Source organism: Microbacterium sp. NPDC089321, assembly GCF_040684935.1.
Lineage (GTDB): Bacteria > Actinomycetota > Actinomycetes > Actinomycetales > Microbacteriaceae > Microbacterium.
Genome location: NZ_JBFBGX010000002.1, coordinates 394,860 through 420,945, shown reverse-complemented (window position 1 = coordinate 420,945; position 26,086 = coordinate 394,860). Strand labels below are relative to the sequence as shown.

The following is a 26,086-nucleotide window of genomic DNA, read 5'->3' as shown; positions in this document are numbered from 1 at the left end:
GAGCAGGTCGGATCAGTCCTCGTCCTCGTCGTCGCGACGGTAGGGATCGGCCTCGCCCGCGTGCGTGGCCGACGAGGCCAGCTTGGCGACCTCGGCATCGCGCTCACGCGCCTCGCGGAGCAGGTCGGCGATGTGTCCCGCGCTCTCGGGCAGAGCATCCGGAATGAACTCGAGGGTCGGCACCAGCCGCACGTTCAGCTGACGACCGACCTCCTTGCGCAGCAGCCCGGTCGCCGAGGTGAGCGCAGCACCGCTGGCGATGCGCTCCTCATCCGTGCCGAGCACGGTATAGAAGGCGGTGGCGTGCTGCAGGTCGCCTGAGACGCGCACCTCCGTGATCGTCACGAACCCGAGACGCGGGTCGCGAAGACCCTTCTCGAGACGCTCCGCGAGGATGACGCGGATGCGGTCCGCGAGTCGTGCCTGTCGTTCTCCAGCCATGTTCCTGTTCCTTCTGAGGACAGATGAGGGGCGCCCGCAGGCGCCCCTCACCGTATCGCTGTGATCAGCCGCGAGGCTTCTCGACGAGCTCAGTCGTCTCGATCTCGTCGCCGATCTGGATGTCGTTGTACTTGCCGAGGCCGATACCGGCTTCGTAGTCGGTGCGCACCTCGGTGACGTCGTCCTTGAAGCGGCGCAGCGACTCGATGGCGAGGCCATCGGCGATGACCACGCCGTCGCGGATGACGCGCGCCTTGGCGTTGCGCGTGATCGTGCCCGAGCGGACGATGACACCGGCGATGTTGCCGAACTTCGAGGAGCGGAACACCTCGCGGATCTCCGCCACGCCCGACTGCACCTCTTCGAACTCGGGCTTGAGAAGGCCCTTGAGCGAGTTCTCGATCTCGTCGATCGCCGAGTAGATGACCGAGTAGAACCGCACGTCGACGCCCTCGCGGGCAGCCGCCTCGCGCGCCTTCGTGTCGGGACGGACGTTGAAGCCCACGATGATCGCGTTGTCGATCGTCGCCAGGTTAACATCCGACTCGGTGATCGCACCGACGCCGCGGTGGATGATGCGCAGCTGCACCGAGTCGTCGACCTCGATCTTGAGCAGCGACTCCTCGAGCGCCTCGACGGCACCCGACACGTCACCCTTGATGATGAGGTTGAGCGTCTCGACCTTGCCCTCTTCGAGAGCACGGGTGAAGTCCTCGAGCGAGATGCGCTTGCGGGCCTTGGCCAGCAGGGCGTTGCGCTCGACGGCCTCGCGCTTCTCGGCGATCTGGCGAGCCATGCGGTCTTCGTCGGTCACGATGAACACGTCACCGGCGCGCGGCACGGAGTTCAGACCCTGCACCTGCACCGGACGCGAGGGCGCTGCCTCGGCGACGGCTTCGCCGTTCTCGTCGAGCATGGCGCGCACGCGGCCGTACGCGGTGCCGGCGACGATCGCGTCACCGACGCGCAGCGTGCCGGACTGGATCAGCACGGTGGCGACCGAACCGCGGCCCTTGTCGAGCTTCGCCTCGATCGCGACACCACGGGCCGCCTTGTTCGGGTTGGCCGTGAGGTCGAGACCTGCGTCCGCCGTCAGGAGGACGGCGTCGACGAGCTCCTGGATGCCGGTGCCGTTACGGGCCGACACGTCGACGAACATGACGTCTCCGCCGTACTCCTCGGCGACCAGACCGTACTCGGTCAGCTGCTGACGGACCTTGGCCGGGTTGGCTTCGGGCTTGTCGACCTTGTTGACCGCGACGACGATCGGCACGCCGGCCGCCTGAGCGTGGTTCAGCGCCTCCACCGTCTGCGGCATGATGCCGTCGTCGGCGGCGACCACCAGGATCGCGATGTCGGTGACCTGCGCACCGCGGGCACGCATGGCGGTGAACGCCTCGTGACCCGGCGTGTCGATGAAGGTGACCGCACGGTCGATGCCGTCGTGCTCGGTCCAGATCTGGTACGCACCGATGTGCTGGGTGATGCCGCCGGCCTCACCCGCGATGACGTTCGACTGACGGATCGCATCGAGCAGGCGCGTCTTTCCGTGGTCGACGTGGCCCATGACGGTGACCACCGGCGGGCGGATCTCGAGATCCTCGTCGCTCTCAGCCTCGAGCTCGGCCTCGAGATCGAGACCGAAGCCCTCGAGGAGCTCCTTGTCCTCGTCCTCGGGCGAGACCATCTGGATCTTGTAGCCGAGCTCGGCACCGAGCACCTCGAAGGTCGCCTCATCGAGCGACTCGGTGGCCGTGGCCATCTCGCCGAGGTTGAAGAGGATGGTGACCAGGGTGCCGGGCTGCACGGTGTAGCCGTTCAGGGCCTCGAGCTTGTCGGCGAAGTCGGCGATCGAGGCGCCGCGACGCAGACGGATGATCTCGCCGTTGCCCTTCGAGACGTTGACGCCGCCGACGACCGGCGCCGACCGCATCTCGAATTCCTGACGCTTCGCCCGACGCGACTTGCGCTGCTTGCTCTTGCCGCCGCCCTTGCCGAACGCACCCGCGGTGCCACCGCCGGGACCACGGCCGCGACCGCCGCCACCACCGGGACGACCGGCGAATCCGCCGCCAGGACGCTGGAAGCCACCACCGGCGCCCGCACCTGCACCAGCGCCACCCGGACGGCCGGGACCGCCGGGACGCTGCTGGAACGGTGCACCGGGACGACCGCCCTGACCGCCACGTGCTCCGGCGCCGCCGGGGCGACCGGGACGCGGGGCTCCGACGCGGGGCGAACCGGGACGGGGAGCCTGCGGACGCGGGATGTTGCCTGGCGTCGGACGCTGTCCCATGCCCTGCGCCGAGGCGAAGGGGTTGTTGCCAGGACGCGGGCCTGCGGGACGCTGTCCCATGCCCTGCGCGGAAGAGAACGGGTTGTTGCCCGGACGCGGGGCGCCGGGCTTCGGGGCACCGCCGGGCTTCGGGGTGCTCTCAGCCGGCGCGCTGCCGCCGGGCTTGGGAGCCGCGGGCTTTGCGGGGCCGGGAGTGGGCGCGCCGGACTTCGGCGCGGACTCGGCGGGAGCCGCAGGCGCAGCGGGGGCCTCAGCCGCCGCAGGCGCCTCGGCGGGAGCCGCCTTCTTGACCGGGCCGGGCTTGGGGCCGGGCGTCGGGGCCTTGGACGAGGCGGCGGGCTTGGACGCCGGCTTCGCCTCGGTCTTCTCAGCCGGCTTCGCGTTCGGGTCAGCCTCGATCGCGGCGCGCAGCTTGCGCGCCACCGGGGGCTCCACCGTCGAAGACGGACTCTTCACGAACTCGCCGAGCTCCTTGAGCTTCGCGAGCGCGAACTTGCTGTCGACGCCGAGTTCAGCGGCGATCTCGTGCACACGTGGTTTGGCAGCCACAATTCTCCTGTCTGGGTCGGTCCGCCCAGGCAGGGCAGACCACTAGTCGCGGACGGGTCTCATTTCGAGCCGTTCACTTTGTTTCCATAGCCGTTCAGCCTTTGTTCCGGTGGAAGTACCGTTGGATGGTCTGCGCGTCCTCCGCCTCGGGAAAACCGATGGACGGCGGCACGCGGAGTGCTCGTGCGAAGGCCCGTCGCCGCAGGGCGGTGTCCAGGCACTCGGGCGAAGGATGCAGCCACGCGCCCCTCCCGGGCAGAGCTGCCCGCTCGTCGATGACGAGCCGGTCGTTCTGCACGACCACCCTGACCAGGGCGGTTCGAGAGGCACGACCGCGGCAACCTACGCACGTTCGTACAGGTTCCATCTTACACCTCGCCACGCAGACCGATGCCCGCCGCACCGCGTGCGGACGGGTGGCGGTGGGTCACTCCATCACGCTGTCGGGCTGGATGTCGATCTTCGCGCCGGTGAGCTTCGCGGCCAGACGAGCGTTCTGCCCCTCCTTGCCGATCGCGAGCGACAGCTGGTAGTCGGGCACCAGCGCGCGGACGGCCTTCGTGTTCGCGTCCAGCACGAACGCGGAGGTGACCTTGGCCGGAGAGAGCGCGTGCGCGACGAAGGTCGCGAGGTCGGGGTGGTGATCGACGATGTCGATCTTCTCGCCCGCGAGCTCCTCGGTCACGGCGCGGACGCGACGGCCCATCTCGCCGATGCAGGAGCCCTTCGCGTTGACCGACGGATCGTTGGCCTTGACGGCGATCTTCGTGCGGTGGCCCGCCTCGCGCGCGAGCGAGACGATCTCGACGAGACCGCCCGCGATCTCGGGCACCTCCAGCGCGAACAGCTTCCGGACGAGACCCGGGTGGGTGCGCGACACGGTGATCTGCGGGCCCTTGGCACCCTTGGCGACGCTGGTGACGTACACGCGGAGCCGGCGACCGTGGGCGTACTCCTCGCCCGGCACCTGCTCCTCAGGCGGAAGGATCGCCTCGACGGTGCCGAGGTCGACGTGGATCATGCGAGGGTTGGGACCCTGCTGGATGACGCCGGCGACGATGTCGCCCTCCTTGCCCCGGAACTCACCGAGCACGGCGTCGTCCGCGATATCGCGCAGACGCTGGCTGATGACCTGCTTGGCTGCGTAGGCGGCGATGCGGCCGAAGTCCTCGGGAGTCGCCTCCTCCTCGCCGATGACCGCGCCGTCCTCGTCGGTGACAGGCTGCAGCACGGCCACGTGCCCGGTCTTGCGGTCCAGCTCGACGCGCACGCCGGAAGGGACCGTGCCGTCTTCGGAGACGTGCTTGCCGTACGCGGTGAGGATGGCCTGCTCGATGATCGACACGAGCTCGTCGAAGGGGATCGCCTTCTCCTTCTCGATTCCGCGCAGCAGTCCGAGTTCGATGTCCATCAGCGGTCTCCTCTATTCAGCTCTCTCCGCGGAAGAGTGCTCCGCGGGCATCAGACCAGAATAGCCGAAACCTCGAGATGACGCGCTACTCGGGAGGCGCCCACGACAGCCGGCGCGGCGCTCTGCATCCGCGCCGGCTGCCATGCTCGGGATCAGATCCGGTGCACCTGCACGACAGACGGGCGCGGTGCGTCGGCGACGTCACCCGGAGCGCTCGATCCGTAGTCGGGGAACAGCGAACGCGGCTGCTCGAAGCTGCCGTCCTCGCCCGGATGCTGCACCGCGACGAACACGAGGCCCTCCTGGTCGTGGATCACCGGACCGCAGGTCTCTGCGTCGCGGGGAACCGACAGGAACTGCTGCACGTGCCCGCGCTCGGAGCCGGTCAGCGGCACCTTGAAGAGCCCGTCGCCGTACCCGATGGTGCTCGGCGCGCCGTCGGTCGAGATCCACAGGTCGCCCTTCGAATCGAACGCGACGTTGTCGGGGCAGGAGATCGGCGAGACCAGCTCCTTCGGGAAGCCCGCGAAATAGGCGTTCTCGAATGTGCTCGGGTCGCCGCAGAGCAGCAGCACGCTCCACCCGAACCGGCGGCCGGCCTGGCCCTCGGTCTCGGTGAGCTCGAGCACGTGTCCGTATCGATTGCCCGTGATCGGGTTCGCCTCGTCGACCGCGGTGCGGCGGGAGTTGTTGGTGAGTGCGACGTACACCTTGCCGGTGACGGGGTTCGGCTCGACGTCCTCGGGGCGGTCCATCTTCGTCGCACCGACCGCGTCAGCCGCGAGGCGCGTGTAGACCAGAACCTCCTCGGTGGTGAAGCCGGGCACGACGCTCTCTCCGCGCTGCGTCAGGGGGAGCCACTCTCCCGTGCCGTCGAACGCACCGTCGGCCGGGAGTGCGCCGGTGCCGGTGATCTCCGCCGCCGGAGAGCTGCCGCGGAACTTCGCGACGTACAGATCGCCCTCGCTCAGCAGGGTGAGGTTCTTCTTGCGCGAGCCCGAGATGCGGTTCTTCGAGACGAACTTGTAGAGGTAGTCGTTGCGCTCGTCATCGCCCATGTAGGCGACCACGCGGCCGTCCTCCGCGACGTGCACGTTGGCACCCTCGTGCTTGAACCGGCCCATGGCGGTGTGCTTGCGCGGAGTCGACGTCGGATCCTGCGGGTCGACCTCGACGATGTATCCGAAGCGGTTGGGCTCGTTGACGTATTCGGCCGAGTGCGCGTCGAAGCGCGGGTCATAGGCCTCCCACCCGGTCGAGGTGCTCGTCGTGGCCGAGCTGCTGTAGCGCTTCTGCTCAGGGGTGTCGGCAGCCCAGGCGAAGTAGCCGTTGAAGTTCTCCTCGCCCGAGAGGATGGTTCCCCACGGAGTGGTGCCGCCCGCGCAGTTGCCGAGGGTTCCGTGCACCCACCGACCTTCCGGATCCGCTGCGGTCTTCACCAGGTCGGATCCCGCTGCAGGACCTGTGAGCTCGAAGACCGTCTCGACCGTGAGCCGCCGGTTGCGGCGGCCGTCGACGACGTACTCCCACGGCTCGCCGACCTTGCGGCGGCGGATCTCGACCACAGACATGCCCTGAGCCGCCTTGTAGATATCGCCCCTGCGGCGCAGCTCCGCTGCGTCGGTCGTCTCCGGGAACATGAGGTTCGGATTCACGTACTCGTGGTTGTTGACCAGCACGCCGGTCTTGCCGCTCGGGTCCGCGACGATGTCGAGGTAGTCGCTGTTGTAGCCGAACTGCTCTGCCTGCGCCTTGGGCGTCTGGTTCCGGATGTCGAATGCGGGCGTTCGAGAGAAGAGCGGGTCGCCCCAGCGGATGATGGGCTTCCACGTGTACCCGTCGGGGACAGTGAAAGCGTCGACGTCCGCAGGCACCGGCGGGATGGCGCTGAACGGGAGTCCGGCGCGACCGGGTCGGGCGAACGCCGCACCGGCACCGGTCGCTCCGGCCGCCGCCGGCGAGGAGACCGGAGTGGGGCGCCCGACGCCGACCGCGACGGCGACCGCTGCGGCCGCGCCGAGGCCGAACAGCGCGCGGCGTGAGAAGACGGCCGAGGCGATGGAGCGGAAGTCCTCGTTGGCCGAGGTGTTGCACTCGGCACCGAGGCAGGCGTTGGCGCACTTGAGCTGGCAGGTGACCGCCGAGCGCTTGCCGCGCACGTGGTCGGCCATCGGCAGGCTGCGTCGGGTGGGTTCGGTCAGGGACATCGGTCCTCCTCGTCGGTGCGAATCGGTGCCAGGATGCCGCGGACTGTTGACGCGAAGGTGAACGGAGCTTTAATGCTCCGCGCACCTGATGCGCATACTGGGTGCATGGAGCGATTCGACACTGTTGTCGTCGGTGCGGGAATGGCGGGCGTGACCTGCGCGCGAATGCTGGCGGACGCCGGCCGGAGGGTCGTGGTGCTGGAGGCCCGCGACAGGATCGGCGGCCGCATGTCGACCGACCGCGGCGCAGGGTTTCCCGTCGACCTCGGAGCGTCGTGGATCCATGGCATTCGGGGTTCGCAGCTGTGGGAGCTGGTGCAGGCGCTCTCGATCCCGACTATCGAGTTCACGGTCGGCAGCTTTCAGGTCGGCGGGCGGCCCATGGAGCACTTCGACCGATCGGGTGCGCGGATGGACGCGGTCGCGGCGGCACGGTGGATCTCCGACGTGGAGGCCGTCGACCGCTCGCTGAGCGCTGTCATAGCCGGCTCCTCCCCCGGTGAGAGCTATCTCGACGTGACCGAGAGGGCGCTCGATGCCTCAGGGCTTGGCCCCGAGCGGATCCATGAGATCCGGGAGTTCTTCCGCCATCGGGTGGAGGAGCAGTGCGGAGCGTGGATCGGCGACCTCGACGCGCACGGCCTGGACGAGGATGCCATCGACGGGGATGAGGTCATCTTTCCGCGGGGCTACGACGAACTGCCCCGGCGGATCGCCGCCGGGCTCGACGTACGGCTCGATCACGTCGTCGACGCCATTCGCCGCCACGGCGAGGGCTGGGTCGTGAGCACCCGAGATGGCTCCTTCGACGCCGCGGACGTCGTCGTCACAGTTCCGCTCGGAGTCCTGCAGGCGGGGGCCATCACGTTCGACCCGCCACTGCCCGAACGCGCATCCGTGAGCATCGCGAAGCTCGGGATGGGAGTGTTCAACAAGGTGTTCGTGCAGTTCGCCGAGCGGTTCTGGAACGAGGGCTCGTATGTGATCCGCGCTCTCGGCGAGGCCGGCGGGCGTTGGCACTCCTGGTACGACGTGTCCGCGGTCAGCGGCATCCCCACTCTGCTCACCTTCGCCGCCGGTCCGCTGGGGCGTCACCTCCAGACTCTTCCGGATGCCGAGATCGTGGCCGACTCGGTGGACGCACTGCGCACCCTGTACGGCGATGCGGTCGGGCAGCCCCTGAGGTCGTGGGTGACCCGATGGGGAGATGACCCGTACTCTCGTGGGTCCTACTCTCACCTGCCGATCGGCGCCTCGCATCATGACCACGACGCGCTCGCGGGACCGTTCGCGGGCGGACTGCGCTTCGCAGGCGAGGCGACGTGGGGCGAGGAGCCCGCGACGGTCGGCGCCGCCTACGCCTCGGGCCGCCGCTCGGCCGAGAGCGTCCTCGGGCATCCCGTCGATCGCGCGGCCTTCGCCGCCGCGATCGTCGACAGGGAGCGATCCGCCGACGGCTGACGCGGTCAGCCTGCCGACGGCAGCTCGTTAATCGCGCGGATCAGCGCATACAGGCCGCCCACACTGCGCTGCTCGAGGTGCAGCGCCAGGCGAGGCAGGTCCACGACGTCGCCCGCCGTCCGTTCCACATCGAGCGGTTCGGTGCGCTCGATGCGGCCGGACGCGCACATGTGTCCGAAGTGCTCGTTCAGGCTCTCGATCTCGGCATCCGTCGGCGTGTGCACCAGCCGCAGCACCAGTCGGTCGCCCACCCAGCGCAGAGAGTCGTAGTTGCGCCAGAAGCCGGTGACACTGGCCGCCGCCTCCTCGACGGAGTCGGTGATCAGCACGCGATCGAGATCGTGTGGCGAGATCACGCCTGCGGGCGCGAGGTGCTCGTCGACGAAGCGCTTGAGGCCGCCCCAGAAGGTGCCGTTCGGCGCATCCAGCAGCACGATCGGCATCGGCTCGGCCTTTCCGGTCTGCTGGAGGGTGAGCAGCTCGAACATCTCGTCCATCGTGCCGAACCCGCCGGGCAGGCAGATGAACCCGCGCGATTCCTTGATGAGCATGAGCTTGCGGGTGAAGAAGTACTTCATCGACACGACCTGCGTGCTCTCGGCGACGATCGTGTTCGCACGCTCCTCGAACGGCAGGCGGATCGAGACGCCGAGTGACATCTTCGATCCGGCGCCCTCCGCGGCGGCCTGCATGATCCCCGGCCCCGCGCCGGTGACGACCATCCAGCCATCGTCTGCAAGCGCCGAAGCGACATCCCGGGCCTGCAGGTAGAGCGGGTCGTCCTCGCCGGTCCGCGCAGAGCCGAACACGGTGACCTTGGGCACGTGGTGGAACGGCTGGAACAGCCGGAACGCCAGGTGCATCTCCTGCAGGGCGGCCGAGGCGATCTTCAGATCGAGACGGTCTGTGTTCTCCATCCCGAGCGACAGCGAGGTCTGCAGCAGCCTGGCGACGAGACCGCGCTCCGCGCGGATGCCGGCCTTGTCGAGAAGCGCGGTGAGCTCGTGGCGCAGGTCGTCGTTCAGCGTGGCGTCGGTCATGTCTCCACCCTGGCACAGGGTGGAGACACGGGCCGCAGGCGCGGTCAGCGGGTCAGTCGTGCGACGGCCTCGGCGGCCGAGAGCGCCTCGCGCTCACCGGATGCGCGGTCCCACAGCTCGACCTGCCCCTCGGCCGCCCCACGGCCGACGACCACGATCTTGGGCACTCCGACGAGCTCGGCGTCTCCGAACTTCACACCGGGCGACACCTTCTTGCGATCGTCATAGAGCACCTCGAGCCGGGCTGCCTCGAGCTGGTTCGAGATGTCCTCCGCGACGTCGAAAGCGATCTGGTCGCGACCTGCGGCGACGACCTGGACGTCGAAGGGAGCGACGGATGCCGGCCAGATCAGGCCCTTGTCGTCGTTGTTCAGCTCGGCGATGATCGCGAGGATGCGCGTGACTCCGATGCCGTAAGACCCCATGGTGACCGTGACGAGCTTGCCGTTCTGGTCGAGCACCTTCAGACCGAGAGCCTCGGCGTACTTGCGTCCGAGCTGGAAGACGTGGCCGATCTCCATGCCGCGAGCCAGTGAGACGGGGCCTGAGCCGTCCGGCGCCGGGTCGCCCTCGCGGACGTTCGCGATCTCGACCGTGCCGTCGGCGATGAAGTCCCGCCCCGCGACGACGGTGTGCGCGTGCTTCTGGTCGATGTTGGCGCCGGTGATCCACCGGGTGCCGTCGGCGACGCGCGGGTCGACCAGGTAGCGGATGCCGGTCGCCGACTCCTCGCCGAGCACCGCGCCGGTCTCTGACCACGGGCCGATGTAGCCGCGCACGAGCAGCGGGTTGCGCTCGAAGTCCGCGTCGGTCGCCGCTTCGACCTCGGCGGGCGCGAAGGCGACCTCGGCGCGCTTCATGTCGACCTCGCGATCGCCCGGGATGCCCACGATCACCAGCTCCCGAGAGCCGTCGAGGTGCGACAGAGCGAGGACCACGTTCTTGAGCGTGTCGGCCGCGGTGTACTCGCCGTCGAGCACGGCGTTGGCGTGGGCCACGAGCGTGTCGATGGTCGGGGTGTCGGGCGAGTCGAAGATCGTCGCCGGACCAACGCCGTCCCAGCCCACAGCATGCGGAGCGGTGGTGGTGTAGGCCTCGACGTTCGCCGCGTACCCTCCCTCGCTGCGCACGAAGGTGTCCTCGCCGACAGGGGTCGGGTGCAGGAACTCCTCGCTGCGTGAGCCACCCATCGCACCGGCGTCGGCCTGAACGATGGCGTACTCGAGACCGAGTCGCTGGAAGATGCGCTCGTATGCATCACGCTGCGCCATGTAGCTGGCGTCGAGCCCCTCGTCCGACGCATCGAACGAGTACGCGTCCTTCATCGTGAACTCGCGACCGCGCAGGAGACCGGCGCGCGGCCGCGCCTCGTCGCGGTACTTGTCCTGGATCTGGTAGATCGTCAGCGGGAGATCCTTGTACGACGAGTACAGGTCCTTCACCAGCTGGGTGAACGCCTCCTCATGCGTGGGAGCGAGGAGGTAATCGCCGCCCTTGCGATCCTGCAGACGGAAAAGCAGATCGCCGTACTCGTCCCAGCGGCCGGTCGCCTCGTAGGCCTCACGCGGCATGAGCGCGGGGAAGTGCACCTCCTGCGCTCCGGCCGCAGCCATCTCCTCGCGCACGATCGCCTCGATCTTCGCCTTGACACGCAGACCCAGCGGCAGCCAGGCGAAGATGCCGGCCGCCTGCGGACGGATGTACCCGGCTCTGATCAGCAGCTTGTGGCTGGCGACCTCGGCGCCTGCCGGGTCATCACGGAGCGTGCGGAGGAAGAAGTTCGACAGACGGGTGATCACGGGCCAAGTCTAGTGACCCGTGATCGCGCGTTCCGTCGTGGGTCAGTTCAGTGCACGGGTGCTCTGAGGGATGACACCGTTCGCGTACAGGTCGGTGGCGAGGTCCTGCAGGGCGGTGAGCGCCACGCGCTGCGTGAGCGGTCCGTAAGAGATGCGCGATGCTCCCAGCGCCTCGTATTCGGCAGCCGTGAGCGCGCCCGGAAGGCCGATGACACTGACCTTGTTGTGCCCGATTCCCTCGACGAGGGTTCGGGTGGCGTCGGCATCCAGGACGCCGGGCACGAAGACGGCGGTCGCGCCGGCATCGATGAACGCGCGACCGCGCTCGACGGCGTCCGCGAGCTTGTCGGCGAGCGGCTTGTCGCCACCGCGCACGATCGCGTCGGTGCGGGCGTTGAGGGCGAAGGGCACGCCCTCGGCTTCGGCCGCCTTCACGATGGCCTCGACTTTCGCGACCGACTCTGCGAAGGGCGCGAGTCGGTCTTCGATGTTCGCGCCGACGACCCCGGCGGCGATCGCAAGGCGAGTGGTCTCCCCCGCGTCGCCGTAGCCGTCGTCGAGGTCGGCCGTGACCGGCAGGTCGACGGCGGCGGCGATGCGGCCGACGAAATCGATCATGATGTCGCGCGGGATCTGGCCGTCCGCGTATCCGAAGGTCGCGGCGATCGAGTGGCCGGCGGTGGCGAGGGCCTTCGTCTCGGGCAGAGCGGCGACGGCCTTCGCCGAGACGACGTCCCAGATGTTGACGACGCGCAGGATCTCCGGCGCTTCGTAGAGGTCTATGAGGGTGCGGGCCTTGTCAGCGTTCGTCATGTCATCACGCTACTGGGCGAGAACCGACGGAGGGCCGCTGTTACCCGAGGTTGCGGAGCCCGTGCGTAGGGTGGGTGCATGCCTCAGCGTCGATCACACGTCTCCTCTTCCGCCGAGCAGAGCGAGCTCGCTGAGGCGCTGGCGGCGCTTCGGGCTGGTATCGAGGCGCCGGTCGAGTTCCCGCCCGAGGCGATCGCCGAAGCCGGGGCGGCGAGCGCCCCTGCGCCCGACCTGGATCTGCGAGACGTGCCGTTCGTGACCCTCGACCCGCTGGGCTCGAAGGACCTCGATCAGGCGTTCCAGCTCGAGCGCGCGGGTTCGGGATATCAGGTGCGCTATGCGATCGCCGATGTGCCGAGCTTCGTCCAGCCAGGAGGCTCCCTCGATGCCCAGGCGCGTCTGCGCGGTCAGACCCTGTATCTCGCCGACGGGAACATTCCTCTGCATCCGCGGGTGCTGTCGGAGGATCGCGCGTCGCTGCTGGCGGAGGTCGAGCGCCCCGCACTCGTCTGGACCTTCGCCCTCGACGCTGAGGGGGCCAAGACCGGGTTCCGGCTGGAGCGCGCGCTCATCCGCTCGCGCGCCCAGCTCGACTACGCCTCGGCACAGGCATCCGTCGACCGCGGCGACGACGACCACCTCTCTCTGCTGCGGGAGATAGGCGAGCTGCGGCGAGCGCAGGAGGCAGAGCGAGGCGGCGCGAGCCTGAACCTCCCTGATGAGGAGGTCGTGCAGCGTGACGACGGCCGCTACGACATCGAGCGCCGCCGCCCCCTGCCGATCGAGGACTGGAATGCGCAGCTGTCGCTGATGACGGGTATGGCCGCCGCCGAACTGATGATCGACGCGAAGGTCGGCGTGCTGCGCACCATGCCCCAGCCGGACGAGCGCGCGTTCGACAGGTTCCGGCGGCAGACCGAGGCTCTGGGTCGCCCATGGACCAGGGGTCGGTACGGCGAGTATCTGCGTGCGCTCGACACAGCCGACCCTGTGACGCTGCCGGTGCTCGAAGCGGCTGCTGCCCTGTTCCGCGGCGCGGGCTACATCACCTTCGACGGGCAGCTCCCCGAAGGCGACCTCGCACAGGCCGCGATCGGCGCCCCGTACGCTCACACGACCGCTCCCCTGCGTCGCCTGGTCGACCGCTGGTCGCTGACCATCTGCCTCGCTGTGTCTCAGGGTGAGGCGGCACCCGCGTGGGCTCGGGAGTCGCTGCCCCTGCTGCCCGCTCTGATGCAGGACTCCGCGCAGCGGGCATCGCGGCTGGACGCCGAGACGATCAACCGGGTCGAGGCTGCTCTGCTGCAGCCCCTGGTCGGCCAGACGGTCGAGGCCACCATCATCGAGCTGCGCGGCGAAGATCGCGCCGCGGTGCAGATCGCCGACCCCGCCGTGACGGCGACGGCGCCCGTCGCCGCCGGTGTCGAGCCGGGCGCGACCGTGCAGCTGCGCGTGGCCGCGGTCGATGTCTCGGAGGCACCGTCGAGTTCACCGCGTAGCGGAAGCGGGCACGCGTGTGAGCAGATCCGCCGCCCCTGTCTCGAAGGAGGTGGCGCGTGCCGCCCGGGCGCTCACCTCCGCGGCTCGCCGCGAGGGACTCAGCGCAGAGGATGCGGTGCGCATCCTCTGCGCAATATGGTGACCGGCGGCGATCAGGCCGCTACAGCGGTGGTCGTCATGACGAGCAGCTGCGGGTCGCTGAGATCGAGTGACACCGTGATCGACTCGAACTCCGCGAGCGAGCGCACGTGCGTGCCACCACAGAGGAAGCCGACCTCGCCTTCAGGCAGGGTGCAGCGCCACGAGCGGCGGTCGATGATGCTCGGCCCGTCGACGACGATGCGGCTCTCTCCGCCCGATGCGACCCAGCCCGCGAGCATCTCGTTGATCCGCTGCTGGCGCTCGGCGAGCGAAGACGCGAACCCCTCGGAGTCGAAGCCGGCCTTGCGCAGGCTCTTGCCGAGGCGGTACTCGTCGACGCTGCCATCCGCGTGAATGCGGCTCGACTGGTTCGCTTTGCCCTCGAAGTCCGGATTGCCGAGCGGGTCGGCGCCGATCTCCTTGCGCCAGAGGTCGGCCAGCGCGGCGTCGAGCGCGAGCGATGCCAGGTGGCACGCGGTGTGCCCGCGGCTCAGCGACGCACGGCGATCGGCATCCACCTCCAGCGCGACCCGCGCGCCGACCGCGATATCAGCGGGGATGGCGCCGTCGGTGCGATGACCGACCATCCATGTCCATCCTTCGCCGCCCCGCTTGACCGGGATGTCGGATCCGACGGCGAGCGCACCCTCGTCGCTGATCGCCGCCATCACCGCTTCGGTGACGCGCACCCGCACGTCGCCGGATGTGATCACGCCGGCGTCGCCAGGCTGGTCGGGCCAGGTGTGATCGACAGGGTGGAACGGCGTCGCGTCGAGGATCACGACGGACGCGGCCTGATCGACGAGCAGCACCTCGCCCTCGCCGGTGAGAGCGCCATCAGGAAAGGAGACGAGCGTCGACTGCATGTGTTCTTCCTGTCGGGGCGTCAGCCGGTGACGACCTGTGCGGTGCCGAGCGGGGCGTCGGCGCCCATCTCGGCGGCGATGCGATTGGCCTCTTCGATGAGGGTGGCGACGATGTCGGCCTCGGGCACGGTCTTGATGACCTCCCCCTTCACGAAGATCTGCCCCTTGCCGTTGCCCGATGCGACGCCGAGGTCGGCCTCGCGAGCCTCGCCCGGGCCGTTCACGACACAGCCCATCACGGCGACGCGAAGCGGGACTGTCATGTCCTTGAGGCCCTCGGTGACGTCTTCGGCGAGCGTGTACACATCGACCTGAGCGCGACCGCACGACGGGCACGAGACGATCTCGAGCTTGCGCTCGCGGAGGTTCAGCGACTGCAGGATCTGGTGGCCGACCTTCACCTCTTCGGCGGGAGGAGCCGACAGCGATACGCGGATCGTGTCGCCGATGCCCTCGCCGAGCAGGATGCCGAAGGCGGTGGCGCTCTTGATGGTGCCCTGGAACGCGGGACCGGCCTCGGTCACACCGAGGTGCAGGGGCCAGTCGCCGCGCTCGGCGAGCTGGCGGTATGCCTTCACCATCACGACGGGATCGTTGTGCTTGACCGAGATCTTGAAGTCGTGGAAGTCGTGCTCCTCGAACAGCGATGCCTCCCACACGGCGCTCTCGACGAGCGCCTCGGGCGTGGCCTTGCCGTACTTCTCGAGCAGGCGGCGATCCAGCGAGCCCGCGTTCACGCCGATGCGAAGGGAGACTCCGGCCGCCTTCGCAGCCTGCGCGATCGCGCCGACCTGGTCGTCGAACTTGCGGATGTTGCCAGGGTTGACGCGCACGGCCGCGCAGCCGGCGTCGATCGCCTGGAAGACGTACTTCGGCTGGAAGTGGATGTCGGCGATCACCGGGATCTGACTCTTCTTGGCGATGATGTGCAGCACATCCGCATCGTCCTGGGACGGGACGGCGACGCGAACGATCTCGCATCCGGAGGCCGTCAGCTCGGCGATCTGCTGCAGCGTGCCGTTGATGTCTGTGGTCTTCGTGGTCGTCATGGACTGAACGCTGACCGGGGCGTCGCCGCCGACCAGCACCTTGCCGACCCGGATCTGACGGGACTTGCGACGTGGGGCGAGGACTTCGGGGACGCGCGGCATCCCAAGATTCACTGCAGGCACGACTCCAGGCTACCGTCGCCGGATCGGGGTCGGCTGGATGTCCGTAGGCTCGTGTTCCATGCGCACCATCCTGCTCACCGGGTTCGAGGCCTTCGGCGGCGACAGCCGGAACCCGTCGGCCGATGCGGTCGCGGCCGTCGCAGCGTCGTACGACGGCTCCGAGCGGCTGATCATCGCGACTCTGCCCGTGTCGTTCGCAGGCTCCGCGCTGCGGCTGCGCTCGCTGATCGACGAGCACGACCCCGACGCGGTGATCGCGACCGGTCTCGCCGGCGGCAGCGATCGGGTCGCCGTCGAGCGGGTGGGCATCAATCTGATGGATGCCAGGATCGCCGACAACGACGGCGCGAGGCCGATCGACCAGCCCTGCGAACCCGACGGACCGGCGGCGCGTTTCGCGACGGCACCGGTCAAGCGCATGGTCGCGGCGCTCGACGAGGAGGGAATACCCGCCCGTGCCTCTCTGTCGGCGGGCACCTACGTGTGCAACCACGTGCTCTACACGGCTCTGGGGGCGGTGCGCGCCACAGTGCCGGCCGGCTTCGTGCACGTGCCCTGGTCGATGTCGACGGCGCCTGCTGATGCGCCGAGTCTGCCCGACGACGTGATCGCGCGGGCGGTGCGCCGCTGCGTCGACCTGGTCTTCGAGCCCGAGCGCCTTGAGCCAGGCGGTGCCATCTGGTGACGCATCGTCACTCCCCTACGTCACACGCGCCGACCGGCGAAGCACGATGTGCTACTTTTCACGGTATGTCCGCGACCCGTTCCTGGTGGCCCGCCTTCTAGGCGGTGATTCGCGTACCCACGAGATCAGACCGCCTCCCGGGGCGGTCTTTTTTTGTCCGCACCGGATCCCCGACCGAGGAGACCCCGATGACCGCACTTCCGCTTGCCCGTCTGGCAGAGCTCGCCGCAGACCACGAGGCATCGTTCGTGCTCATCGCGCGCGACGGCGGCGTCGATCTGCTCACCGGCGAACTCCTCGACGTCGACCGTCTCGCCGACATCCCGCTGGGCGACGGGCCCGAGGCACGCGAAGTCTTCGCGATGGTGCCATACCGCCAGGTTCGCGAGCGCGGATTCGACGCCGACGACGACGGCACCCCGCTGCGATGCATCGTGGTCTCCGAGCACGAGAAGCTGAACCCCGCGGATCTGATCGCGGCACTCCCCGATGCGCCGATCGCACTCACCGACGGCGGGTTCGACATCTCCGACGACGACTACGCCGAGATCGTCCGACGGGTCATCGCCGACGAGATCGGCCACGGCGAGGGCGCGAACTTCGTCATCCGCCGCGACTACCGCGCCGCTTTCGATGCCGACGACCGCACCGCGGCGCTCACCTGGTTCCGTGCGCTGCTCGAGCACGAGCGCGGGGCGTACTGGACCTTCGCCGTCATCACCCCCGGCCAGATCGCCGTCGGCGCCAGCCCTGAGGCGCACGTCGTCGCGCGCGACGGCGTCGTCACCATGAACCCGATCTCAGGGACCTTCCGTCACCCCGCGGGCGGGGCGACACGCGAGTCGCTGACCGAGTTCCTCTCGTCGACGAAGGAGACCGAGGAGCTGTTCATGGTCGTCGATGAAGAGCTCAAGATGATGAGCCAGGTCTGCTCCGACGGCGGCCGCATCACCGGCCCGCACCTGAAGGAGATGTCGCGGCTGACTCACACCGAGTACATGCTGCGCGGGCGCAGCCGCCTCGACCCGCGCGACATCCTGCGCGAGACGATGTTCGCCCCCACCGTCACCGGCTCCCCCATGCAGAACGCGTGCGCCGTGATCCGCCGGCACGAGCAGTCGCCTCGCGGCTACTACTCGGGCGTCGCCGCCCTGTTCACCCCGAACGCGGAGGGCGGGCACGATCTCGACGCCCCCATCCTGATCCGCACCGTCTATCTCGACGGCGGCCGTCTGCGGGTGCCGGTCGGCGCCACACTGGTGCGTCACTCCGATCCGCAGGGAGAGGTGAACGAGACGCACGGGAAGGCCGCGGGCGTCCTGGGGGCCATCGGCGCCATCGAGCGGGACCGCGCCGCTGAGGCGCGCGACGACGACGCCCCGGCAGACGCGAGACTGGCCGACGACCCCGAGATCGCCGCACTCCTGGCATCCCGCAACACGCGACTCGCCGACTTCTGGGTGCAGCCGCAGGACGCCCATCCCGGGGGTCGCTTCGCGGGCCGGAATGCACTGGTCGTCGATGCCGAAGACCGCTTCACGACGATGCTCGCTCATCAGCTGCGCCACCTCGGACTGGACGTCGAGATCGCGAGCTGGGATGCCGTGACCGATGCCGCGATCGATGCCGCCGATCTTGTGGTCGCCGGCCCCGGACCAGGAGACCCGCGCGACGCCGCGTCAGCCCGCATCACGCGGATGCAGCACGTGGTCGCACGACGATGCGACGCCGGCGCGCCGCTGCTGGCCGTGTGCCTCAGCCACCAGATCCTCGCCGATCGTCTCGGCATCTCCCTCGTTCCGCTCGACCTCCCGCATCAGGGCGTGCAGAAGACTGTGCCGGTGTTCGGTCAGAACGCATCGGTGGGGTTCTACAACACGTTCACCGCTCGCGTCGCCCCCGGCACGACTCGGGTGCGGGATGCCGAGGTGTCGGCGGATGCCGACAGCGGAGACGTCTACGCGCTGCGCGGCGAGCGCTTCGCCTCGGTGCAGGGCCACCTCGAGTCGATCCTGTCGCGCGACGGGCTCGAGACCCTCGAGCGTTTGACGGCGCACGCCCTCACCTGAACGCGGGGCCGCTGGAACGCGTCAGCCGAGCAGGTTCATCGGCTTCACGAGGTCGGCGATGATCAGCAGAGCTCCCATGCCGATCAGCAGCACCGCGACCACGACGGTGACCGGCACGAGCCTGGTGGCGTCGACGGGCTTGGGCTCAGCACGGCCGGTGAGCTTCGCCCACGCCCGCTTCACGCCCTCCCACAGCGCGACGATGATGTGGCCCCCGTCGAGCGGCAGAAGCGGGATGAGGTTGAACACGAACAGGGCGATGTTCAGCGCTGCGAGCAGGTTCATGAGAACGACGAGGCGGTTGAGCACCGGGGCGTCCGTCGCCGCGACCTCTCCCGCGAGTCGCCCGACGCCGACCACGCTGAGCGGGCCGTTCGGATCGCGCTCAGCGCCCGTGACCAGCGAGACTCCCACATTCCACAGCTTGACCGGAAGGTTCACGACCAGCGAGGCGACGGCACCGGTCTGCTGCAGAGCGAGCTCCGTGCCGGTGGCGAGCGGCTGCGGCACGTACTCCTGCTGCGCGAAGATGCCGGCGTAGCCGACCGTGCGCGTCACGGGATCGCCGTTCGCATCGACCACAGGGCGACCCTCGGCATCCACCTCTCCCCGTTCGGCCGCAACGGGCGTCAGGGTCAGATCCACGTTCTCACCGTCGCGATCGACGACGATGTCGAGCGGCTCTCCCGGCGAGCGCTGGATGATCTCCGATGCCTCGGCGAATGTCTGCACCTGCTGGCCTCCGACGCTGACGAGCACGTCGCCTGCCTCGACACCCGCCTCGGCTGCGGGCGCCACGGGGTCGTCGGCCGCACAGGCCTGCTGTGTGCTGCCGGCGGGCAGCACGCACTCGGTGACGGCGCTGACGGTCGTGCTCGCCTGCTGGACCCCGATTCCGGATGCCATGATCGTGAAGATCGCGATCGCGAGCAGGAAGTTCATCGCGGGACCGCCGAGCATGACGATCACGCGCTTCCACACCGGCAGGCGGTAGAAGACCCGATGCTCCTCGCCGTCGGCGATCGTCTCGTCGTTCGCGGTGCGCGCATCTTGCACCAGCGAAGCGAAGACGCCGCGGGCCGGAGTGCTCCTGGCCGACGGCGGGTACATGCCCGACATCGAGATGAAGCCGCCCAGCGGGAGGGCCTTGAAGCCGTACTCGGTCTCGCCGATGCGCTTCGACCACAGACGCGGTCCGAACCCGATCATGTACTGTCCGACGCGCACACCGAACAGCTTCGCGGGCAGCAGGTGACCGACCTCGTGCAGTCCGATCGAGAGGCCGAGGCCGATCAGCATGAACACGACGCCGCCCAGGTACAGCAGGATCTCCACCCGACCACGCTAACCGCAGCGCTGAGGAATCGCCTGGATCCGGACCGGAGCGGGCGCGAGCGGGTCGCGTGAGATCATGGACGGGATATGACCACGACATCGCTGCCCCCAGTGCTCCGTCCGGCCGACCCACCCCGTCGTGCTCTGACCGAGCTGGCCGACCGCTTCGCCCGAGACGTCCGCGGTGACATCGCCGGCGTCGACCTGAGCGGCATCACCCTCGCCACCGCGGACCTCCGTGCAGGAGAGGCATTCGTCGCCATCCAGGGTGTGAACAAGCACGGCGCCGAGTTCGCGCAGACCGCCGCCGATCAGGGCGCCGTCGCGGTCATCACCGACGAGGCGGGAGCCGAGATCGCCGCGTCGTCGGGTCTGCCCGTCATCGTGGTCGACGACCCACGTGGAGTGCTCGGCGCGCTCAGCGCCTGGGTCTACGGCACGGGCGCCGGCGATCCTCTTCCGCTGCTCTTCGGTACGACGGGCACCAACGGCAAGACGAGCGTGTCGCACCTGCTGCAGGGACTGCTCGACCAGATCGGAGTCGTGTCGGGCCTGTCGTCGACCGCTGAGCGACACATCGCCGGCGAGGTCATCGTCTCGCGACTGACCACTCCTGAGGCGTCGGAGATGCACGCCCTGCTCGCGCTCATGCGCGAGCGCCATGTCGAGGCCGTCGCGGTCGAGGTCAGCGCCCAGGCGCTCTCGCGGCACCGCGTCGACGGCATCATGTTCGACGTCGCGGGCTTCACCAATCTCTCGCATGACCACCTCGACGACTACGCCGACATGGACGAGTACTTCGAGGCGAAGCTGCCGCTGTTCACCCCAGAGCGCTCGCGTCGTGCTGTGATCAGCGTCGACTCGCCCTCGGGAGCGGTCGTCGTCGACCGTGCCACCGTTCCCGTCGTGACCGTCGGCACGCCGGCGATCGCCGCAGACCCCGAAACCGCCGCATCGGCCGCCTGGGTCGTCACGATCGACGACGAGCGCCCCAGCGGCACTGCATTCACTCTGACCGGCCCCGGCGGACGCACCCTGTCGACGGTCGTGCCGGTGATCGGTCCGCACATGGCGGCCAACGCCGGACTCGCGATCGTCATGCTGCTCGAGGGCGGCTACTCCTGGGAGCGCATCACGGATGCCCTCGCCCGCGACGGCCGCATCGTCGCGCACCTGCCCGGCCGCACCCAGTTCATCTCGGGCCAGACCGGGCCTGCCGTGTACGTCGACTTCGGGCATTCTCCGGATGCCTTCGAGAAGACGCTCGCAGCCGTGCGCCGTGTGACACCGGGCAAGGTGCTCATGCTGTTCGGCGCTGACGGCGACCGCGACGCGACCAAGCGCTCCGACATGGCCCGCACGGCTGTCGAGGGCAGCGACATCCTCGTGATCACCGACCATCACCCCCGCTTCGAGGACCCGGCGTCGATTCGCGCCACTCTCGTCGAGGGCGCGCGCCGGGCGCGCCCCGACGCTGAGATCCATGAGGTCTCGCCACCGGAGGACGCGATCGTCACCGCCGTGAGCCTGGTCGGAGACGGGGACGCCATCCTGTGGGCGGGACCGGGGCACCAGGACTACCGCGACATCCGGGGTGTGCGCACCCCGTACTCCGCGCGCGAGCTCGCCCGCCGGGCGCTCATCGCCGCGGGATGGCCGGCCCCCGAATCCCACTGGCCAGTCCCGTACACCGACTGACGCCGCCATCGACCGAAAGAGCCGACCGCCCATTCCGGGCGGTCGGCTCTTTCGATGATCAGGACGCCGCGATCAGGGCATCTGCCTTCGCCCTCGCCCAGGCCTCGGCCTCGGCGAGCGCCTCGATCGTGAGCTCATCGGGCGCGTCATGAGCATCGATGACCCTCTGGATCGTGTCGACGATTCCGAGGAAGGTCAGGCGGCCGTCGTGGAAGGCGTGCACGGCCTGCTCGTTCGCGGCGTTGTAGACCGCAGGGAACGTGCTGCCGGCGCGGCCGACGGCCTTGGCCAGCGCGACCGCGGGAAAGGCCTCGTCGTCGAGCGGCTCGAAGGTCCAGCTGGTCGCAGTGCGCCAGTCGAGCGGGCGTCCGATGCCTCCTACGCGATGCGGCCAGTCCAGGCCGAGCGAGATCGGCAGGCGCATGTCGGGCGGCGACGCCTGCGCGATGGTCGAGCCGTCGACGAACTCGACCATGGAGTGCACGATCGACTGCGGGTGCACGACCACCTCGATGTCGTCGTACGGCACGTCGAACAGAAGATGCGCCTCGATGACCTCCAGGCCCTTGTTCACCAGCGTCGCCGAGTTCGTGGTGACCATGCGCCCCATGTCCCAGGTGGGATGGGCGAGAGCCTGGGCGGGTGTGACGTCGACGAGCTCCGACCGGGTACGGCCTCGGAAGGGGCCGCCTGATGCCGTGACCACGAGCCTGCCGACCTCGGCGCGGGTGCCGGCGCGCAGCGCCTGGGCGAGGGCGGAGTGCTCCGAGTCGACGGGCACGATCTGATCGGGGGCGGCTGCCGCACGCACCAGCTCTCCGCCGACGATGAGCGACTCCTTGTTGGCGAGTGCGAGCGTGCGCCCCGCCTTCAGCGCCGCCAGGGTCGATCCGAGCCCGATGGAGCCGGTGATGGCGTTGAGCACCACGTCGGCCTCGACGTCCCGCACCATCTGCTCCGCGTCTGCGGCGCCGAGAGCGGTGTGCTCCAGCTGGAACTGGGCAGCCTGCTCTGCGAGCATCTCGCCGTTGCTGCCCGCCGCGATGCCGACGAGCTCGAAGCGGCGCGGATTGCTGCGGATCACGTCCAGCGCCTGGGTGCCGATGGAGCCGGTGGAGCCGAGGACGATGACGCGACGCATGCCGCCAGCCTATGCGAGAGGGCGGCGACCCCGCCGGATCGCCACCCTCTCGTCAGTCGGTCACTGCCCAGCGGGCGCGTGCTGCGTCGCGAGGATGTCGATGACGAAGACCAGAGTCTTGCCACCGAGCTCATGAGCCTCGGGATCCTCGCCGTAGGCGAGCGCCGGGGGGATGACGACAAGCACCTGGGAGCCGACCTTCTGGCCCGCGAGCGCCTGCACGAATCCCGGCACGTAGGTGTTGCCGGGGGCAGCGTACGGTGCGCCCTTCGACCACGACGAGTCGAAGCTCTTGCCGTCCTTCCAGTCGACGCCGTAGTACTGCAGCAGCGTGGTGTCGCCGTCGGCGACCTCAGGACCGTCGCCCTCCTTCAGCACGGAAATCGTCAGCTCCTTGGGAGCGTCGCCGGAGGGAACGTCGACATCGGGCTCGCCGTCCTTCGCGAGCTTCACGGTCGGCATGCCGTCGACCGGCTTCTGCTTCTCTCCCCACGCGGCGGTGGGGACCTTGTCGAGCACGTCGATGATGTACAGCTGCGAGTCCGCACCCTCTGCCGCAGGCAGGGCGAACGCGACGCGGGTTCCGATGGTGGCGCAGCCGATCGCCTCGGCGAGCGCCTGGTTCGCGAGAGCGTTCTGAGGAAGGAGCTCGCCCTCCTTGTACCCCAGGTCGCCGAGGTGGTCTCCGGTCTTCGAGTCGAACGCGCTCATCGCGTAGGCGATGTAGTCGCCCTCAGCGACCTTCTCACCGTCGCCCTCGCTGACGACCGTGCGCTGCACCTCGCCGACCTTCTTGCTCTTGTCGACGGTGACCTTCGCCGGCTTGCCGACCTCCCCGTCGACCTTGACGCCGTCGGTGTACGACCCGGGCGCAGCCGCCTGTGCGCACGCGTCGGCGCTGCCGGTCGGGTCGGCCGACTCCGAGGGCTTCGGCGAACCGGAGCATCCGGTGAGCACGAGCGCGGCGAGAGCCACGGTGGAGACAAAGGTGACGGGGCGCAGGCGCAAGATGAGACCTCGGATTCGCAGGACAGGGATCTTCCATAGTGAACCACCTGGCTTTGCTGCCGCTGAGTGCTCCCGTGACGCAGCCGCCATTCCATGCTCGGCATGCACGGAAAGATAAGCTCTTCCGGTGAGTTCTGAGCATTCGGTCACCCCCGTCGATCCCGAGTCCGGGGAGGCCGAGCACTCCACGCCGAAGCGCGCGGGGTTCAAGTACAAACTGGGGCGGATGATCGCCGCTCCCCTCGCGCGGGTGGTCTACCGCCCTCGCATCGAGGGACGCGAGAACGTGCCCCTCAGTGGCGCCGTCATCCTCGCCAGCAACCATCTGTCGTTCATCGACTCGATGGCGATCCCGGTGGCCGCGCCTCGGCCCGTGCACTTCCTCGCCAAGTCGAGCTACTTCGAGGGCACCGGTTTCAAGGGTGCGCTCTCGCGCCAGTTCTTCACCTCTGTCGGCGCCATCCCCGTGCGCCGCGGCGCAGGCCAGGCCGCTCTCGACGCGCTCGACCAGCAGCGCCAGCTGCTCGAGCAGGATCTCGCTGTCGCGCTGTACCCCGAAGGAACTCGTTCGACCGACGGCCGTCTGTACAAGGGCCGCACGGGCGTCGCCTTCCTCGCTCTGCAGACCGGGGCGCCCGTCGTGCCTGTCGGCCTGATCGGCACCGACAAGGTGATGCCGGTCGGCGCGAAGATGCCGTCGACGAGCGAGCGGGTGACGGTCAGGTTCGGCACGCCGATCGATGTCTCGAAGCACGGTCCCGCGACCAGCGGCAAGGCCCGCCGGCTCGCAACGGATGAGATCATGGCCGCCATCCACGCACTGAGCGGTCAGGAGCTGGCGGGCGTGTACAACGAGCCCCCCGCGCAGACGCCGATCGAGAAGATCAAGCAGGCGTTCCCGCACGAGCGCCGTTGACTCTCGACGGTCTCAGTCGCCAGCGGCCGCGACCGCGATCGTGGCCTCATGACGCACCGGGAAGTTCACCGAGTTCGCGATGAAGCACCACTCGTTCGCCGTGCGGTGCGCGTCGCGGGCTGCCTCGAGCATCGATTCGTCTGCGACGGTCACCTGCGGCCGGAGCACGACCTCGGCGAATGCCCCGCCGCCGCGACCGTCCTCCCGCATCACGCCCTCAGCCTCGTCACGGTAGTCGGTCACGACGACGCCAGCGGTGACGCAGGCGTGAAGGTATGAGAGCAGGTGGCACTCGGACAGGGCAGCGAGAAGCAGATCCTCCGGATTCCAGCGAGAAGGATCGCCGCGGAACGGCTTGTCGGATGACGCGAGCAGATCGGTCTTGCCCTGGATGCTGATGGTGACGTCTCTCGCGTAGTCCCGGTATCCGCTCGTACCGGTGCCACGATTTCCGGTCCAGGTGGTGGTGAGCGCGTAGTGGTGTTCGCCGAGCGGAGCCATTGCGCCAGTCTGCCACTGTGCGGCGCATTAGGCTTGTCTGGTGCTCGAGACTCTCACCATCGCTGACGCTGTCGAACTCGCGATCGTGGAGCGCAACGGCTTCGTGGAGTCCCGCCATGCGGGTGCTGCGGTCGTGCTCTCCCCCGAGGGGGAGGTCATCGCGCAGCACGGCAACGCCGAGGCGCTCGTCCTTCCGCGCTCGAGCCTCAAGCCGCTGCAGGCGATCGCCAGCGTGACAGCAGGCGCCGCACTCGAGGGCGAGCAGCTCGCGCTCGGCACCGCCAGCCACAGCGGCACCGATCGGCATGTCGAGGTCGTGCGCGAGATGCTCGCCGCCGGCGGCCTGAACGAAGACGACCTCGGCTGCCCGGCCGCATGGCCCTCTGACGCGGCAGCCCGTCGGGACATGATCCGCGATCATGCCGATAAGGCGCGCGTGCGGATGAACTGCTCCGGCAAGCACGCCCTCATGCTGCGCGCGTGCGTGGCGACCGGCTGGCCGACCGAAGGTTACCTCGACCCCACCCACCCCCTGCAGGTGCACATCCGCGAGGTCGTCGAGCGCCTTGCCGGCGAGAAGATCGCGCACACCTCGATCGATGGCTGCGGAGCGCCCGTCCACGCGATCACCCTTCTGGGCCTCGCCCGCGCGATCCACCGAATCGGCTCGGCATCCGAGCGCTCGCCGTTCGCGCTGCATCGTGTCGCCGGTGCGCTCGTCCGCGCCGTGCGCGAGAACCCGTGGACCATCGCCGGTCCGGGCGAACCCGACACCATCGCCATCGAGACGCTCGGCGTGTTCGCCAAGCACGGCGCGGAGGGCGTGATGGTCATGGTCGCACCCGACGGCACGACCGTCGCCAGCAAGATGCTCGACGGCAGCAGCCGGGCTTCAGCCATCGTCGCGGCCACTCTGCTCGCGCGCGCCGGCGCCCTCGGCGAGTCGGATGTCGCGGCCCTGGCGAACGCTCTGCCCCTGGAGGTGCTCGGCGGCGGTCAGGCGGTCGGGATGATCCGCCCCGGCTCCGGCATCTGAC

The 26,086-nt window shown here is 69.1% G+C and carries 20 protein-coding genes and 1 pseudogene; 7 read left to right on the top strand and 14 right to left on the bottom strand.

From position 1 onward, the window contains the following. Positions 1–12: 12 nt before the first annotated feature. From rbfA to AB0N59_RS09970, 5 genes are all read right to left on the bottom strand, one after another. Positions 13–441 (bottom strand): 30S ribosome-binding factor RbfA, encoded by a 429-nt coding sequence (gene rbfA / locus AB0N59_RS09990; RefSeq protein WP_363482314.1) that lies wholly within the window; start codon positions 439–441, stop codon positions 13–15. 64 nt (positions 442–505) lie between these two features. Then, positions 506–3,286: a translation initiation factor IF-2 gene (gene infB / locus AB0N59_RS09985; RefSeq protein WP_363482311.1), complete on the bottom strand. Its 2,781-nt coding sequence runs from the start codon at positions 3,284–3,286 to the stop codon at positions 506–508. A 94-nt stretch (positions 3,287–3,380) separates the two neighbouring features. Then, positions 3,381–3,653: a YlxR family protein gene (locus AB0N59_RS09980; RefSeq protein WP_363482308.1), complete on the bottom strand. Its 273-nt coding sequence runs from the start codon at positions 3,651–3,653 to the stop codon at positions 3,381–3,383. A gap of 60 nt (positions 3,654–3,713) precedes the next feature. Continuing rightward, on the bottom strand, positions 3,714–4,697 hold the full coding sequence (gene nusA / locus AB0N59_RS09975; protein WP_363482306.1) for a transcription termination factor NusA: 984 nt from the start codon (positions 4,695–4,697) through the stop codon (positions 3,714–3,716). A 152-nt stretch (positions 4,698–4,849) separates the two neighbouring features. Continuing rightward, on the bottom strand, positions 4,850–6,904 hold the full coding sequence (locus AB0N59_RS09970; RefSeq protein WP_363482303.1) for a PhoX family phosphatase: 2,055 nt from the start codon (positions 6,902–6,904) through the stop codon (positions 4,850–4,852). A gap of 105 nt (positions 6,905–7,009) precedes the next feature. On the opposite strand from AB0N59_RS09970, the gene AB0N59_RS09965 reads away from it, so the two are divergent. After that, positions 7,010–8,365 carry an NAD(P)/FAD-dependent oxidoreductase gene (locus AB0N59_RS09965; RefSeq protein WP_363482300.1) on the top strand — a complete coding sequence of 452 codons (1,356 nt, stop codon included), beginning with the start codon at positions 7,010–7,012 and terminating at the stop codon, positions 8,363–8,365. A 5-nt stretch (positions 8,366–8,370) separates the two neighbouring features. On the opposite strand, the gene AB0N59_RS09960 is transcribed toward AB0N59_RS09965, so the two are convergent. From AB0N59_RS09960 to AB0N59_RS09950, 3 genes are read right to left on the bottom strand one after another with little or no spacing between them, the layout of a single operon-like run. Then, the gene (locus AB0N59_RS09960) at positions 8,371–9,405 is read right to left on the bottom strand and encodes a TIGR00730 family Rossman fold protein (RefSeq protein WP_363482297.1); all 1,035 of its coding nucleotides are present in this window, start codon (positions 9,403–9,405) and stop codon (positions 8,371–8,373) included. A gap of 44 nt (positions 9,406–9,449) precedes the next feature. Next, a complete protein-coding gene (locus AB0N59_RS09955) occupies positions 9,450–11,204 on the bottom strand; it encodes a proline--tRNA ligase (RefSeq protein WP_363482294.1) in 1,755 nt (584 codons plus the stop codon). A 42-nt stretch (positions 11,205–11,246) separates the two neighbouring features. Further along, a complete protein-coding gene (locus AB0N59_RS09950) occupies positions 11,247–12,017 on the bottom strand; it encodes an isocitrate lyase/phosphoenolpyruvate mutase family protein (protein ID WP_363482291.1) in 771 nt (256 codons plus the stop codon). A gap of 78 nt (positions 12,018–12,095) precedes the next feature. Between AB0N59_RS09950 and AB0N59_RS09945 the strand changes: the two are divergent. Next, positions 12,096–13,481 (top strand): annotated as a pseudogene (locus AB0N59_RS09945) (RNB domain-containing ribonuclease); the annotation flags it as partial. 188 nt (positions 13,482–13,669) lie between these two features. Here AB0N59_RS09945 and AB0N59_RS09940 read toward each other — a convergent pair. Both AB0N59_RS09940 and ispG read right to left on the bottom strand, forming a co-directional pair. After that, positions 13,670–14,524 (bottom strand): hypothetical protein, encoded by an 855-nt coding sequence (locus AB0N59_RS09940; RefSeq protein ID WP_363482288.1) that lies wholly within the window; start codon positions 14,522–14,524, stop codon positions 13,670–13,672. Positions 14,525–14,544: 20 nt separating this feature from the next. Then, positions 14,545–15,675 carry a flavodoxin-dependent (E)-4-hydroxy-3-methylbut-2-enyl-diphosphate synthase gene (gene ispG / locus AB0N59_RS09935; RefSeq protein WP_204977113.1) on the bottom strand — a complete coding sequence of 377 codons (1,131 nt, stop codon included), beginning with the start codon at positions 15,673–15,675 and terminating at the stop codon, positions 14,545–14,547. Positions 15,676–15,754: 79 nt separating this feature from the next. Here ispG and AB0N59_RS09930 point away from each other — a divergent pair, with 79 nt between their 5' ends. Further along, positions 15,755–16,381, top strand: coding sequence for a pyroglutamyl-peptidase I (locus AB0N59_RS09930; protein ID WP_363482285.1), 627 nt, complete (start codon positions 15,755–15,757; stop codon positions 16,379–16,381). A 188-nt stretch (positions 16,382–16,569) separates the two neighbouring features. Further along, positions 16,570–18,450 carry a chorismate-binding protein gene (locus tag AB0N59_RS09925; protein WP_363482282.1) on the top strand — a complete coding sequence of 627 codons (1,881 nt, stop codon included), beginning with the start codon at positions 16,570–16,572 and terminating at the stop codon, positions 18,448–18,450. 21 nt (positions 18,451–18,471) lie between these two features. Here the strand turns inward: AB0N59_RS09925 and AB0N59_RS09920 are convergent, their stop codons facing one another. Then, positions 18,472–19,785: a site-2 protease family protein gene (locus tag AB0N59_RS09920; protein WP_363482279.1), complete on the bottom strand. Its 1,314-nt coding sequence runs from the start codon at positions 19,783–19,785 to the stop codon at positions 18,472–18,474. A gap of 87 nt (positions 19,786–19,872) precedes the next feature. Here AB0N59_RS09920 and AB0N59_RS09915 point away from each other — a divergent pair, with 87 nt between their 5' ends. Continuing rightward, on the top strand, positions 19,873–21,483 hold the full coding sequence (locus AB0N59_RS09915; protein WP_363482276.1) for a UDP-N-acetylmuramoyl-L-alanyl-D-glutamate--2,6-diaminopimelate ligase: 1,611 nt from the start codon (positions 19,873–19,875) through the stop codon (positions 21,481–21,483). 58 nt (positions 21,484–21,541) lie between these two features. On the opposite strand, the gene dxr is transcribed toward AB0N59_RS09915, so the two are convergent. Beyond that, a complete protein-coding gene (dxr, locus tag AB0N59_RS09910) occupies positions 21,542–22,624 on the bottom strand; it encodes a 1-deoxy-D-xylulose-5-phosphate reductoisomerase (protein WP_363482273.1) in 1,083 nt (360 codons plus the stop codon). Between the two features lie 60 nt (positions 22,625–22,684). Next, a complete protein-coding gene (locus tag AB0N59_RS09905; RefSeq protein ID WP_363482270.1) occupies positions 22,685–23,599 on the bottom strand; it encodes an FKBP-type peptidyl-prolyl cis-trans isomerase in 915 nt (304 codons plus the stop codon). A 160-nt stretch (positions 23,600–23,759) separates the two neighbouring features. On the opposite strand from AB0N59_RS09905, the gene AB0N59_RS09900 reads away from it, so the two are divergent. Next, the gene (locus AB0N59_RS09900) at positions 23,760–24,548 is read left to right on the top strand and encodes a lysophospholipid acyltransferase family protein (RefSeq protein WP_363482267.1); all 789 of its coding nucleotides are present in this window, start codon (positions 23,760–23,762) and stop codon (positions 24,546–24,548) included. A gap of 12 nt (positions 24,549–24,560) precedes the next feature. Here AB0N59_RS09900 and AB0N59_RS09895 read toward each other — a convergent pair whose 3' ends face one another. Next, positions 24,561–25,049 (bottom strand): OsmC family protein, encoded by a 489-nt coding sequence (locus AB0N59_RS09895; RefSeq protein WP_363482264.1) that lies wholly within the window; start codon positions 25,047–25,049, stop codon positions 24,561–24,563. A gap of 40 nt (positions 25,050–25,089) precedes the next feature. Here AB0N59_RS09895 and AB0N59_RS09890 point away from each other — a divergent pair, with 40 nt between their 5' ends. Then, the gene (locus tag AB0N59_RS09890) at positions 25,090–26,085 is read left to right on the top strand and encodes an asparaginase (RefSeq protein ID WP_363482261.1); all 996 of its coding nucleotides are present in this window, start codon (positions 25,090–25,092) and stop codon (positions 26,083–26,085) included. The last annotated feature ends 1 nt before the right edge of the window (position 26,086 follow it).

Excerpts from the sequence above, each read along its gene's own strand:
- rbfA (WP_363482314.1), bottom strand. The coding sequence starts at position 441 with ATGGCTGGAGAACGACAGGCACGACTCGCGGACCGCATCCGCGTCATC.
- AB0N59_RS09980 (WP_363482308.1), bottom strand. The coding sequence starts at position 3,653 with ATGGAACCTGTACGAACGTGCGTAGGTTGCCGCGGTCGTGCCTCTCGA.
- nusA (WP_363482306.1), bottom strand. The coding sequence starts at position 4,697 with ATGGACATCGAACTCGGACTGCTGCGCGGAATCGAGAAGGAGAAGGCG.
- AB0N59_RS09970 (WP_363482303.1), bottom strand. The coding sequence starts at position 6,904 with ATGTCCCTGACCGAACCCACCCGACGCAGCCTGCCGATGGCCGACCAC.
- AB0N59_RS09965 (WP_363482300.1), top strand. The coding sequence starts at position 7,010 with ATGGAGCGATTCGACACTGTTGTCGTCGGTGCGGGAATGGCGGGCGTG.
- AB0N59_RS09960 (WP_363482297.1), bottom strand. The coding sequence starts at position 9,405 with ATGACCGACGCCACGCTGAACGACGACCTGCGCCACGAGCTCACCGCG.
- AB0N59_RS09950 (WP_363482291.1), bottom strand. The coding sequence starts at position 12,017 with ATGACGAACGCTGACAAGGCCCGCACCCTCATAGACCTCTACGAAGCG.
- AB0N59_RS09940 (WP_363482288.1), bottom strand. The coding sequence starts at position 14,524 with ATGCAGTCGACGCTCGTCTCCTTTCCTGATGGCGCTCTCACCGGCGAG.
- ispG (WP_204977113.1), bottom strand. The coding sequence starts at position 15,675 with ATGCCGCGCGTCCCCGAAGTCCTCGCCCCACGTCGCAAGTCCCGTCAG.
- AB0N59_RS09930 (WP_363482285.1), top strand. The coding sequence starts at position 15,755 with ATGCGCACCATCCTGCTCACCGGGTTCGAGGCCTTCGGCGGCGACAGC.
- AB0N59_RS09925 (WP_363482282.1), top strand. The coding sequence starts at position 16,570 with ATGACCGCACTTCCGCTTGCCCGTCTGGCAGAGCTCGCCGCAGACCAC.
- AB0N59_RS09915 (WP_363482276.1), top strand. The coding sequence starts at position 19,873 with ATGACCACGACATCGCTGCCCCCAGTGCTCCGTCCGGCCGACCCACCC.
- dxr (WP_363482273.1), bottom strand. The coding sequence starts at position 22,624 with ATGCGTCGCGTCATCGTCCTCGGCTCCACCGGCTCCATCGGCACCCAG.
- AB0N59_RS09895 (WP_363482264.1), bottom strand. The coding sequence starts at position 25,049 with ATGGCTCCGCTCGGCGAACACCACTACGCGCTCACCACCACCTGGACC.